Genomic DNA, 12,198 nt, shown 5'->3' with positions numbered 1-12,198 from the left:
GCTCGGTACAGCGCGGCAGATGGCGCCTCAAACCGGCTATTGGACGACGCAATGAACAAGGTCTTTATCGGTTTTGATCCGAACGAAACGGTCGCGTTCCACGCTCTGAACCACAGCATCCAGTCCCGCGCCTCCGCGCCAGTGGCAGTCATCCCGATCATGCTGTCGCAGCTCAATGGCGTGTTCAAGCGCGAGCGCAATCAGCTGCAGTCGACCGAATTTTCCTTTTCGCGCTTCCTTGTCCCTTACTTGAGCGACTTCAAGGGTTGGAGCGCGTTCATGGATTGCGACATGCTGGTACTCGGCGATATTCACGAACTCTTCGCCCAGTGCGACGAGCGCTACGCCGTGCAATGCGTGAAGCACGACCACCGTCCGAAGGAAGAGACCAAGTTTCTCGGTGCCGCACAGACTCAGTACGCGAAAAAGAACTGGAGCAGCGTTATGATGTTCAATAACGCGCGCTGCACAGCCCTGACCCCCGATTACGTCAACACGGCCACGGGGCTGGAACTGCATCAGTTCAAATGGTTGTCGTCGGACGACGAGATCGGTGAGCTGACGCATGAGTGGAATCATCTGGTCGGCTACGATCCCAACCTTCCGGTCGAGCAGATCAAGAACCTGCACTACACCGAAGGCGGACCGTATTTCGAAGACTATGTCGACACCGACTACGCTGATGTCTGGCTCAAGGAGCGGGACGCGATGCTTTACGCGAAGCCGCGTTGACGCCCCTTCCGGTGACCACTTCGTAGATCCGGCTTCCACGGCACCGCGCGATGGCCGATAGGTTCTGTGTATGACCAACCCTGCGCCAGATCGGAACATCGACGGTCCTTCGGCAAGCTACTACGGCAACAGCAACCCTGACCTGCTGAACCTCGTCCCGGCAAACGCGACCAAGATCATCGAGTTCGGTTGCGGCGCCGGCGCCCTGTGCGCCGATTTTAAGACCCGCAACCCCTCGGTGGTGTACATCGGGGTTGAAATGCACGCGGAATCGGCGGAACGGGCGCGTACCGTTCTCGACCACGTGGTGTGCGGCAATGCCGAAGACCCGGCGATCATCGACCAGCTGCTTGCAGAGCATGGACCAGCGGACGTCCTGATCTACGGGGACACGATCGAACACTTTGTCGATCCGTGGCGAACCCTGGACTCGCATATGCGTCTATTGGGACCGCAGGGTGTGATCTGCGCCTGCATCCCGAACTCACAACATTGGTCCCTGTCGCTGCGGTTGCTCGCCGGCCACATGGAGTATTCCGACAAGGGCGGGCTGAATGATCGAACGCACCTCCATCTATTTACCGGCCTCTCGATCCGAAAATTCTTCGAGCGTCTTGGCCTAAATGTCATGAAGACCCGGCCGAGAAAGTTTGGAACTCCCCCTAAGCCCTTACAAGAGATCACCAAGGTTATCGCCGCATCGACAAAATCCGATCCAACGGAGATGTACGAAGGCCTGACGACGTTCCAGTATGTTGTTCAAGCTGCGAGACCAAAGCCGCAATACCAATGGCATATAGACTTACGTACAGTTCGGGAGATCGGCGGATTTAACTTCATCCGAGCGACGGCACCCGGGCAGTTCATGACATCGATTCCGAACGTATCGGTGACGGTTCATGAAAAGGTGGCCAGTATTCGTCACGTTCCCGGGCACGCCAACATCTTCATTTGGCAGCGTCCGATCCTTGCTCCCAAGACCGATCTCGAGAGTATCCAGAAGCTTCGAAATCGCAAGAAGCTCATCGTGACGGATTTCGACGACGATCCGGACATCTGGCCGTCCATAGCAGAACATCAGAACCTCACGTTCGTCGGCGCTCACGCGGTCCAGGTCAGCACCGAGGAAGTCCGGCAGAAGATCCTGCCACTGAACCCCAACACATTCGTCGTACCGAACCGGATCCCCGTCGTCCGCCCGTACGAGACCGTACTCGGGACCACCGTTCCGAACACCATATTCGTGGGCGGGTTCAACCGGGCGCCGGATTTTGAGCCGATCGCGGACGCGGTGAACCGCTTCATCGAAACGTCCGCGACGCCATGGCACTTCTATGTCGTGGGAGACCGTCGCCTTCTCGACATGTTGCACACAGAGCGTCGCGAGTTCTTCGAGGTCGTCCCCTACAAGCAATATCGCGAACTGCTGGAGAAAGCAGATATCGCCTTGCTGCCCCTCCGGGACACACCCTCCAACCGTTTGAAGTCGAACCTCAAATTCCTCGAGGCTGCGGCTAGCGGTGCCGTGGTATTCGCCGAGACGACGATCTACGGGCAGACGGTCGAACATGGTAGAACAGGATACCTGTTCGAGAATTCGAGCCAACTCCACGATCAACTGCAGTGTCTCGAAGATCGCGAAGGCCTCGACCGCATGCGTCGCGCTGCGCATGAGTACGTCCGGGATAGCGCCATGCTCGCCCCCAGCATTGCGGAAACGCTTGGCATCTACCGGGATCTCTATGAGCGATACGACGCTCTCGACAGGGAACTTGAAGCCCGCCTGGCAACGATACAACCGCGGCCCGAGTGACGTGCTGCAACAAAGTCCGCCCGGCTTCAGTCTTCGGGCGTGGAAGGATAGATATGGACATGAGCACCCAACCGAACATCCGTCGTTTCTTCGAAACGATCCGGCTCGAGCAGCGCGGGCTTGAGAGCATCCTCGATCTGCCGCATGACGATATCGCCAAGGCGGTGTCGCTGATCCTCTCCATCAAGGGGAAGATCGTCGTCACCGGCATGGGCAAGAGCGGCATCATCGGGCAAAAGATTGCCGCGACCTTCGCGTCGACGGGAACGCCGGCGGTGTTCGTGCACCCGTCCGAAGCGAGTCACGGCGACCTCGGAAGCATCGGCGAAGAGGACCTGCTGATCATGCTTTCCAACTCGGGCGAGACGCTCGAGTTGTTTGACGTGATGCGCTATGCCCAGATCAAATCGCTTCCGATCATCGGCCTGACCCGCCGAAAAGGTAGTGCCCTCGCGGAAAATTCCACGATCGCTCTCGTGGTCCCCCCGCTGGACGAGGCCTGTCCGCATCTGCTTGCGCCAACTACATCCACCACCCAGATGCTGGCGGTCGGAGACGCATTGGCCGTTACCGTGATGGAGATCAGAGGCTTCACACCCGACGATTTCGCGCTGTTGCATCCCGGCGGCAAGCTTGGTCGCCTGCTGTCCAAGGCGAAGGACATCATGCATACCGGCGAGGAGCTGCCACTCGTGACGCTCGACGTGAGCATCAAGGACGCGATCTCTGCCATGATGGGGCGCCGGTATGGCTGCATCGGGGTGGTCGATGGCGATCGGCACTTGGTTGGCCTAGTCTCCGATGGCGACCTGCGGCGCAATCTGAACGATGATGTTTTCGATCAAAAGATCCAGAATCTCATGAATCCGAACCCGTTCACGATCACACCAGAGAAAAATTGCCTGGAACTGATCGAAGTCATGACAAACAAGCGGATCACCGCCGTATTTGTTCTCGACGATGACGGCCGGCCCACGGGCATCATCGACATGCATGACCTTGTTAGCCTTCGTCTATGAGTCTTCGGTAACCGTCACGCCTTGGCACTGGGCCCAGGATAGCCTTTGGATTTGATCAAGAGGCCCTGACCTGTCGGCAGTTCCAGGATACGTGCGCCAAACGGCTCGAGAACGTCGTCCACGGAAGATTTCTGATCCGACAACGTCCACCAGCCATAGTCGTCGAATATCACGATCGCTCCGTCGGTGAGACGGGGATAGATCTCCCGAATGGCGCCGGCTTCCGCTTCCGCGTTGTTGAGATCGATATGTGCGAAGGCGATATCCTCGGGGAGCGATCCCTGAAAGCTGTCAGGGACCCGCCCCCGAACCAAGACAACAGAGGAATCATCCTTAAAACGCGCGCGCACCTCTTCATACAGTGTTCCGTCAATCAGTCGATCCAACCGATAATGCCTGTCGCCTTCATTCCACTCAAACAGATCAAACAGGAAATATTTCTTACCAATTCCGGTAAAATCTATCCTTTTGGTCAGAATTGAAGGCGTGTGTCCGGTGTAACAACCGACCTCAAGAAAATCACCATTAAGATGCGCGGCACGTTGCGCAAAATAGTCCAGTATATAAGATCGCCAGATCTTGCCTCGTTCGGTATCCGTTGTTTTCGAATCTTTGAGTAGATCGACGAAGAAAGGGTCACGCAAAAATCCGTAGCTTCTGTTCCAGGTCAGTAAGTTATCGGATGCAAATAGCGTCTCTCGCATTTCCGTCGGATGCAGGAGGCTTCGCATGATCAGGTCCATCCCCTGGAGGAACATGTCGCGATCCCGAACAGAGCTAACCCTACCCAAGAAAGATACGCGTTTCAGGAGTTTCTCTGTTTCAGATTTCCGCGCCATTTCCGGTTACTCAACGCTTAAATGGAGGTTCACAGAAGCCTATCGAGTTTTCCAGATTTGCACGAACAATCGATGATTTACGATATCGATAGAATCAATTGTCTTTTTCCACGACGGCCTTGTCGGATAGTCGCCGTGGCCAAAGTTGTGATCGATCTTCTTCTGTCCCCTCGCACGCCACTGCTTCATATAGAGCCAGCCCCGGCAAATCCGGTCGATCGTTCTCATATAGTGATCAACCGCCTGGTACGTCATCTCCATGAAGGAGTTGATGTTGATCGTCAAATCAACGGAGTTGTCAGGTAGTTGATCGATCTGATTGGGGCTCAGGAAAACGAACTCAGCCTCTTCATACTCTCGCCGGACGTCTTCGAAGTTCTCAAATGATCGAAAATCGAAGAACTTACCCTTCGGGAACACCGCATGAAGATAGGTCTGGGCTAGAAACAGCGCGGGCGCGATGTCGACGATAATGAACTTTGCCGCACCAAACTCATGGAAAACTTGGGCAAGGCGGCCATACCCCGAGCCAATTTCAAGGATTGTCGCATTCTCGGGCAGACTACACAGCTCCAACATTTGATTGTATTCGACTGCAGACCGCGCCAGATCCTGGGAAATCAGCCGAGCTCCCCGCCGAATTCTATAGGGATTGCCAAACAAAGGTTCGAAAATCCTAGGTATTACCTTTCTACGATCGACGAATATCGCGTAATCCCATAGTAGACTACAGAAGAAAATGTACGTGTTATAAATCTCCCGACTATCTCTCGCATCATAATCAGCTCGCAATTCTTGTATACGCGAGAAGGTCTCACGGTCGAACGGTTCATGTACATCGGTGAATACAGAGCCCGATCCATGGATATTCCAGTGTTTTACGACGTCCCAGAACGTCGATTCAGAGGGCCCATAGGTAAAGAAATTACTGAGGAAGTGATTATAGGTTCTCTTGAAATTATCGATCTCCGGGCCTTCCAGAAGGTTCGATAGTTGATCATTCTTGCCGTTCCAGAACGTTCCCGGCATGAGATCCGGGGCCTTTTGCAGTTCTCGCTGATAGGCTTCCCGGTCCAGGGGGCTGCACAGCTCTCGTCCCATCCCGAAGAGTGATGCAGTCGGCTCGCGGCCTGCGTCATAGCAATCGCCGTGATCGAAAAAGCTTGGATCAGTGCGAAGCGGCTGCTCGATAACCTCGTTCGCCTTACAGGCGGCAGCATAGAGCTGCCCTCCGACCAGAACCCGCTGTTCCGGCTCCTTTACCCCACGATTGAGCTTGCGCAGTATAGCCTCGGCGCCGACCGGGTCAGTCTCCATAAGCGAGCGCGCATGCTTAAGTGTCTTCTTGAGGTCTGTCATTTCGGCCTCTTATACGCTCGCCCGGTCCGGCCGCTGCAGCGTGCTTTCGTTCTTGGCAGTCAATTCGAACATGCATTCTTGAAAGCGCCCACAAACCTGCAAGGCACAGGATGCGTGTCCGGTTCCGGTATTGTTGTTAGAACGCCCCTGCTCCGAGCCGATCGTTCTCCGGAGGCGCCCTGCTATTGAGGCAGATCGCGGCGAATCAAACTCGGCCACTTAGTCCTCGTGGCCCTCCCCCGGGTACCAAAGAACTCCATGAGTCAAAGTTGAGATCCGTCTTACCGCGCTGTAAACCCATCCTCGAAGACGAAACTGATCGGCGAAACCAGGAAGTCGAGAACATTGCGCGTTCCCGTCCTGAACAAGACGTCCGCCCGCATACCCGGAACCGTTTCCGACGCCATCTTCTGCCACTCCTCGGCCGGAACGGTCACCTTCGCCAGGTAATACTCTACACCGGTCGCCGGGTCGATCAGGGTATCGGCGCTCAACCCCGTGACCTTGCCGTGCAGCAACGGTGCCCGGCGGGCGGCCTTCGCGCCTCCAGTCGCCATCACCCGTACCTCGGCGGGCATGCCATTTTCCAGGCCGCCGATGTCGGTGGTCGACACCTTGGCCTCGATGGTCACGTCATCGTCCTTTGGGACGATGTTCGTGATCGCCTGTCCCGGGCTGACCACGTAGCCAGGATTCTGGACCCTCAGATTGAGAACATAGCCGTCATGCGGGCTGACGATGACCCGCTGATCCATACGTTCTTCGAACGCGATCACCTGAAATCGGAGGTTGTCTTCCTCCTCCTTAAGCTTGTCGAGACGGTCGAGGGCCATGGCCCGGCGCTGGGAAACCAACTGGTCCAGGGTCTTCTCGAACTCGAGAATCTGATTGTCGCGGAGCGAGAGGTCGCCATCGATCTGACCGAGTTCGCCTTTGAGGCCTTCCGACGCGCGCTTCAAAGCCAGGAAGCGGGTCTTCGGGATATACCCCTTGCTCAGGAGTTCCTCCATTCCGTCCATCTCGTCGGCGATCAGGGCCATCTGGTTGACCACCGATTCGCGGCGCGCCTGCAGACCACCGATGATGTTCTGGATCTGGACAATCTGCGACTCGAGGATCCCCCGCTCCCGCTCATACCGGTCCAGCCCCGCCTCGAACAGCGTACGCTGCTCGTTGAAGACGTCATCGACCACTGAGGGATCCACGTCATCATGTGCGATCCCACTGAAATCGACGCTGGTAGCGAGATCATATTCCGCCTTGAACCGCTGCTGACGGGCCCGGTTGCTGAATAACTGCAGCCTTGAGAGGTTAAAGCGCTCAGTCTCCTCCTCACTTTTCAGGGTCATCAGCACTTCGCCTTTGTTAACGAAGTCGTTCTCGTCGACGAAGATCTCCTGAACGGTGCCCATGACCGGTGAGTTCACGACCTGGCGCGGGGTGGTTATCGCCAGAACCCCGCTGGCACGAACGCCGCGATCCACTTCCGAGAAATAGGCCCACAGACCCATGGATCCGAAGATGCCGAAGATAAGCGTCATCCCCAGGATCAGAGGAAACCGCCGCGGGTCGGGCCCGGCATAGTCATCCAACCGTCTGGTGGGAGAATGTGCGATGATGCTCATGACGCATTGGCTCCAGTCTGGGCGACGATGGCCTTTTGCACTGGCTTCATCAGTTCCTCTCGTCGACCATCGCGTTCGATACGCCCGCCCTTCATCGAGATGATCCGGTCCGCAAGTTTCAGCACCCGGGTGTTATGAGTGATCAGGAAGACCGTTGGCCGGTACCCCTCCGTTGCCGTCAGCGCCGTCCCCAGAGCGTCGATACCGGCCGCATCCAGGCTCGAATCCGGCTCGTCCAACACGACGATCGACGGTTGCCTGAACAGCGCCCGTGCGAGGCCGATACGCTGGCGTTGCCCGCCGGAGAGGTTTCCTCCGTAGACCCCAAGCGGCGTGTCATACCCGTCGCCAAGCTGCAGTATCATCTCGTGCGCGCCGGCCGCCTTCCCGGCGGCAATGATTTCCTCGATGGTCGCGGAGGTGTCGAACCGCGAGATGTTCTCTGCCACCGTTCCATCGAAGAGCTCGACATCCTGGGGCAGGTAGCCGACGTAGCGACCCCGCAGGTCCGACGGCCAGGAACTGATGTCGAAACGGTCATATCTGACGATCCCGCGCGTCGGCGACCATGCGCCCACTATCACCTTTGCCAGGGACGACTTGCCCGCCCCACTGGGCCCGTGGATACCGACGATCTCTCCCGGCGGGACCGAAAGCGTCACCATTTGAACCGTCATGGTGTTCGATTCCGGCGGCGAAACTGTCACTTTCTCCAGGTCGACCCGGCCTTCCGGGCGCGGATAATCGACAAGTTCGGAAGAATCGATGTCGGTCAGGAACTTATTCAGCCGCCACAGTGATTCCCGGAAGCTGATGATCGTCGACCACAGGGAGAGAAGGCCTTCGAATGGGCCGATCGACCGGATGAAAAGGATGTTCGCTGCAATCAGCATACCGGGGCTGATCTGGTCGGTAACCGCCAGGTAACCGGCCAGACCGAGGATCATGATTTGCCCGACATACCTGACGAGGTGGGTCGTCGCCTGAATGCGCGAACTTGCCGCGTTATTGGTGACCCCGAGCTGGATGGCGCCTTCGTGGCGCTTCATCCAGCGGCTCTTGAGGTTGGCCGTGATGCCCATGGACACCAGCGCGTCGAAATTCCGAACGCTGCGCTCCATCAAGATCCGAGCCTTCTTGAGTTCCTTATGCTCGCTGATCGTCGACGGTTTTGTAACGATCTCGGAATAGATGCTGAGGCAGCACATGATGAGGATCACACCAAGTGCGAAATACCCTAGCCGCTCGTCGATCAGGAACAAAATAAGCAGGAACAGAATGGACCAGGGCGCGTCGAACAATGACGGCAGCACCCGGCCGCTGAAGAAGTTGCGCACCATATCGAGGTCGGAGAACGCCTGAGTGGCGTTAGGATCCCGCTTGCGCTGGAAGTCGTGTGCGACCCCATCGAACAGCTTCGACGCGAGGATCCGGTCCGCATACAGCCCCGTCGCCATAAGATACCGGTCGCGCGCAAACTCGAGAGCCGCGTTGATCGCGACCAGGACCAGCGCAATGACCGTCACGGTCAGAAGCGTCGACGTACTCCTCGTACTGAGAACCCGGTCGAAGATCTGCAGCATGTAGATTGGCAGAACCAGGATCAGCAGGTTCGTGAAGAAGCTGAACAGCCCGACAGGGAACAGGGTCTGCAGGAAAATTGATCGGATCTTCGGATGCATTTCTTAGCTATCCAGTCTGCGAGGAACTACCCCTGCGGTACTATGCTGACGGCGCCGCTCTCGGACGCCCTGGCTGCACGATCGGTCAACTCGACAGGCAGCGGTCTCAGCCGGTCGCCTGAGTCGTCCGAATGTCAGAATCTGCTAAACATTAGCATTTCAGACCGCCCATCGTCGAGCCGACTGCTGAGGCGCGTCCCTTCGCCACAACCGTCCCTCCCGCGACTTACGTCACCGCTAGGCGACCCGCTTCAGGTAGCCCGAGGGAGCAACGGAGATAAGCAGGCGATTGTCGATGTCGAAATTGGTTTCGAACCTCATCGGCCGACCGTCGGCATCCTTGACATTCCCGGCATCCACCGCCGTCAGAAAGGCCTTCACTGCGGTATACGCGTTATCCCCGATACCCCACGGGCGGTTCGGGTACGCGTCTTCTGGCATGAACTCGATGACAGTATCAAAGACCACCAGATAGCTCCCCACATCGACCATGGGCGCATAGCGTTCGAGTTCCGCCAAGACGTGGTCATGGGTGTGATTGCTATCGAGACAGACCAAGGCCGGAGCACGGTCGCCTACAAGGCGCCGGACCTCGGCTATGGTTTCGTCGTCGACGCTACCGCCCTGCACCAGGTCGATCCTCTTCGCCAGGGGATGCGCCTCGATGCGGTCCCGATTATGCGCGCGGATGTCGATATCGATCCCCACAACGCGGGTATCCGAGGCGAGGCCCGAATCTTCAAGCATCCCCAGCAGGCTGGAGTAGAACACCAACGATCCACCGCGGGCGATGCCGGTTTCGATGATCACCTGGGGCTTGACCTCCCAGATGATCTCTTGCATCGCGACCATATCCTGGGGGTATTGAATGATGGGCAGGCCACACCAATCAAAGTGATAGCTGTACTTGTGATCGGCCGTCGCATGGATCCAGGCACGCGTCAGCTCGGCGACCTTTCCGTCCCTTGCCATCGCGGCACTGGTTGTCTGCCGCTCACGCAGAAACTCGGTATGGTCATCCATTCTGATCAATCTCCCAAGGTTGGCCCCAAAATGCGAAGGGCTCGTAGTCAGGCATCCCGTAGACGCCGTATTCAGGCTGAATGGACTTGCCCTCGCGCTGGCAAACCTCGGCCACAAATTCCCGAACACTCTGCGGGCGGCCGCTAGCGATATTGAAGCAGCCCGTCGCACCGCATTCGATGATGTCGGAACATTGTCGTGCCGCATCCTCGATGCTGATGAAGTCACGCAGTTGCCGGCCTTCGCTCATGGGAAACCTCACATCCCCCCGCTCCAGCGCGGAAATGAGCAAGGGATACAGCGAGTTCGGCTTCTGACGGCGGCCATAGATATAGAAGAACCGAAACCAGCGAAACGAAATTCCGTGTGCAGCGCAAACCGATGCAACCGTGCGCCGCAGCATGTCCTTTCCGATCGCATAAGGGGTTTGGGGATCGGTCAGACCCTTCGCCCGAAGCAGCCCTTCCTGAAGTCCGTACTCCTGGCACGTTCCCGCGATCGACAGCGCCACGGCACCGCCCGAGATCAGGCGTTTCGCCAAATGCAGGTTCGCCATGAAATGCCGCTCAAGGTGCAACGGCGACCGGAAATCGGTCAGATCGTTCCAAACCAGATGCACGACCTCATGCCCGTCGACATCCGGCAAGGCACGATCCGTATCGTACAAATCGCCAACCCAGATCGATACTCTATCCCTCCAGGGAAGCAGGTCGATCCGCGTCGGGTCCCGCGTCACCACGGTGACCGAGGCGTCGCGGCTCACGAGTTCGGCGACAAGGCTCTCGCCGACGAAACCTGTGGCCCCTGTCACGAGGATCGGCCTATCGAACACGACGCTTCTCCCTCAGTTCCGATCGCGCCTTCGGCAACCGACAATGTCCCGACTAAAAGACCTTGAGTTCGGGAATCGCGACACAGAAACGCCCGGACCAGTCACGGACGTAGTGGAGCTGAGCCACGACCTCTTCCATGAGGTTCCACGGGAATATGACGACGATGTCCGGCCTGTCGCGCGACAGCCGTTCCTCATCGACGATCGGGATCCGGCTGCCGGGAAGATACTTTCCGATCTTCGCAGGGTTCCGGTCGACCACATACTCAACGAGATCCGGTCGGATGCCGGCATAGTTCATCAGGGTGTTGGCCTTCGCCGCCGCTCCGTAGCCGACGACGCGTCGGCCCTGACGCTTCTGCTCGATCAGGAAGCTGACGAAATCGTCTTTGATCTTGTTTACCCGCTCCTGGAAATTGCCGTACGCACCGATATCGTCCAGACCTGCGGCCCGCTCGCGCGCCAAAAGGGCCCCGACCCTGTCCGATTCTGGATGGGCACCTGGCAGACAGCCGAACAGGCGAAGGCTGCCTCCATGGGTCGGCAGTTCTTCGACGTCGAACACATCCAATCCGTTGCGGCGAAAAATCGCCGAGACCGCCAGCAGGCTGAAGTAGCTGTAATGCTCGTGGTAGATCGTATCGAACTGCCGGTGGTCAATCAGGTTCAGCAAGTGCGGAAACTCGCAGGTCACGACCCCATGAGGCTTCAGCATGACTCTGAAGCCGGAGACGAAATCATTCACATCAGGGACATGGGCCAACACATTGTTGGCCGCGATCAGATCGGATGTGATCCCCTTGTCCCTGAGCCCTTGGCCGAACGATTGGCCAAAGAACTCGCCGATGATCTCGATACCTTTCTCCCTCGCCGCATCCGCGGTGCTTCGGGTCGGCTCGACCCCGAGACAGGGAATGCCCAGCGCCTTAAAATACTGGAGCAGGTATCCGTCATTCGCGGCGACTTCGAGTACGTGCGACTCTCCGGTCAAGCTGAAACGATCGACCATATAGGATGCATAGCGCTTGGCATGGTCGAGCCACATCGTCGAGAACGAACTGAAATACGCATAGTTCTCGTCAAACATGTGCTCGCTGGCGACGAAGTCCTCTGTCTGGCAAAGCCAGCACGCGTCGCACACCAAGACCCGCAGGGGATAGTATTCCTCCGGGCGCAACAGATCGCCGGCGGCCAGATACGCGTTTGACGGCGGAGCCGCCCCCAGATCGACGAATTTATGGGTTAACTTGGCGCCACAGCCACGGCAGTTCATC

At 57.6% G+C, this 12,198-nt stretch carries 10 protein-coding genes; 3 read left to right on the top strand and 7 right to left on the bottom strand.

The features are described 5' to 3' along the window. Positions 1-51 precede the first annotated feature (51 nt). The 3 genes from G578_RS0105800 to G578_RS24970 all read left to right on the top strand — a co-directional run bounded on the left by G578_RS0105800 (position 52) and on the right by G578_RS24970 (position 3,564). Positions 52-732, top strand: a complete 681-nt coding sequence (locus G578_RS0105800) for a glycosyltransferase family protein (RefSeq protein WP_028793427.1) — start codon at positions 52-54, stop codon at positions 730-732. A gap of 70 nt (positions 733-802) precedes the next feature. Further along, entirely contained in the window at positions 803-2,545 is a 1,743-nt protein-coding gene (locus tag G578_RS0105795; RefSeq protein WP_028793426.1) for a methyltransferase domain-containing protein, read from the top strand. A 59-nt stretch (positions 2,546-2,604) separates the two neighbouring features. Beyond that, positions 2,605-3,564 carry a KpsF/GutQ family sugar-phosphate isomerase gene (locus G578_RS24970; RefSeq protein ID WP_038014406.1) on the top strand — a complete coding sequence of 320 codons (960 nt, stop codon included), beginning with the start codon at positions 2,605-2,607 and terminating at the stop codon, positions 3,562-3,564. Between the two features lie 14 nt (positions 3,565-3,578). On the opposite strand, the gene G578_RS0105785 is transcribed toward G578_RS24970, so the two are convergent. From G578_RS0105785 to G578_RS0105755, 7 genes are all read right to left on the bottom strand, one after another. Then, positions 3,579-4,322 carry a class I SAM-dependent methyltransferase gene (locus G578_RS0105785; RefSeq protein ID WP_051244100.1) on the bottom strand — a complete coding sequence of 248 codons (744 nt, stop codon included), beginning with the start codon at positions 4,320-4,322 and terminating at the stop codon, positions 3,579-3,581. Positions 4,323-4,442: 120 nt separating this feature from the next. Further along, complete coding sequence (locus G578_RS0105780; RefSeq protein ID WP_028793424.1) at positions 4,443-5,762, bottom strand: putative sugar O-methyltransferase; 1,320 nt, start codon at positions 5,760-5,762, stop codon at positions 4,443-4,445. A gap of 281 nt (positions 5,763-6,043) precedes the next feature. Then, entirely contained in the window at positions 6,044-7,387 is a 1,344-nt protein-coding gene (locus G578_RS0105775) for an HlyD family type I secretion periplasmic adaptor subunit (RefSeq protein WP_028793423.1), read from the bottom strand. Beyond that, the gene (locus G578_RS0105770) at positions 7,384-9,069 is read right to left on the bottom strand and encodes a type I secretion system permease/ATPase (RefSeq protein WP_028793422.1); all 1,686 of its coding nucleotides are present in this window, start codon (positions 9,067-9,069) and stop codon (positions 7,384-7,386) included. Before G578_RS0105770 ends, G578_RS0105775 begins: the two co-directional genes overlap by 4 nt. A gap of 237 nt (positions 9,070-9,306) precedes the next feature. After that, positions 9,307-10,092, bottom strand: a complete 786-nt coding sequence (locus G578_RS0105765; RefSeq protein ID WP_028793421.1) for a cephalosporin hydroxylase family protein — start codon at positions 10,090-10,092, stop codon at positions 9,307-9,309. Continuing rightward, positions 10,085-10,924: an NAD-dependent epimerase/dehydratase family protein gene (locus tag G578_RS0105760; RefSeq protein WP_028793420.1), complete on the bottom strand. Its 840-nt coding sequence runs from the start codon at positions 10,922-10,924 to the stop codon at positions 10,085-10,087. Before G578_RS0105760 ends, G578_RS0105765 begins: the two co-directional genes overlap by 8 nt. A gap of 52 nt (positions 10,925-10,976) precedes the next feature. Next, positions 10,977-12,197 carry a class I SAM-dependent methyltransferase gene (locus G578_RS0105755; protein WP_028793419.1) on the bottom strand — a complete coding sequence of 407 codons (1,221 nt, stop codon included), beginning with the start codon at positions 12,195-12,197 and terminating at the stop codon, positions 10,977-10,979. Position 12,198 lies beyond the last annotated feature (1 nt).

It is taken from the genome of Thalassobaculum salexigens DSM 19539 (assembly GCF_000423805.1).
GTDB classification, from domain to species: Bacteria; Pseudomonadota; Alphaproteobacteria; order Thalassobaculales; family Thalassobaculaceae; genus Thalassobaculum; species Thalassobaculum litoreum.
This window is presented reverse-complemented; position numbering and strand designations above follow the sequence as displayed.

Excerpts from the sequence above, each read along its gene's own strand:
- G578_RS0105800 (WP_028793427.1), top strand. The coding sequence starts at position 52 with ATGAACAAGGTCTTTATCGGTTTTGATCCGAACGAAACGGTCGCGTTC.
- G578_RS0105795 (WP_028793426.1), top strand. The coding sequence starts at position 803 with ATGACCAACCCTGCGCCAGATCGGAACATCGACGGTCCTTCGGCAAGC.
- G578_RS24970 (WP_038014406.1), top strand. The coding sequence starts at position 2,605 with ATGAGCACCCAACCGAACATCCGTCGTTTCTTCGAAACGATCCGGCTC.
- G578_RS0105785 (WP_051244100.1), bottom strand. The coding sequence starts at position 4,322 with ATGTTCCTCCAGGGGATGGACCTGATCATGCGAAGCCTCCTGCATCCG.
- G578_RS0105780 (WP_028793424.1), bottom strand. The coding sequence starts at position 5,762 with ATGACAGACCTCAAGAAGACACTTAAGCATGCGCGCTCGCTTATGGAG.
- G578_RS0105775 (WP_028793423.1), bottom strand. The coding sequence starts at position 7,387 with ATGAGCATCATCGCACATTCTCCCACCAGACGGTTGGATGACTATGCC.
- G578_RS0105770 (WP_028793422.1), bottom strand. The coding sequence starts at position 9,069 with ATGCATCCGAAGATCCGATCAATTTTCCTGCAGACCCTGTTCCCTGTC.
- G578_RS0105765 (WP_028793421.1), bottom strand. The coding sequence starts at position 10,092 with ATGGATGACCATACCGAGTTTCTGCGTGAGCGGCAGACAACCAGTGCC.
- G578_RS0105755 (WP_028793419.1), bottom strand. The coding sequence starts at position 12,197 with ATGAACTGCCGTGGCTGTGGCGCCAAGTTAACCCATAAATTCGTCGAT.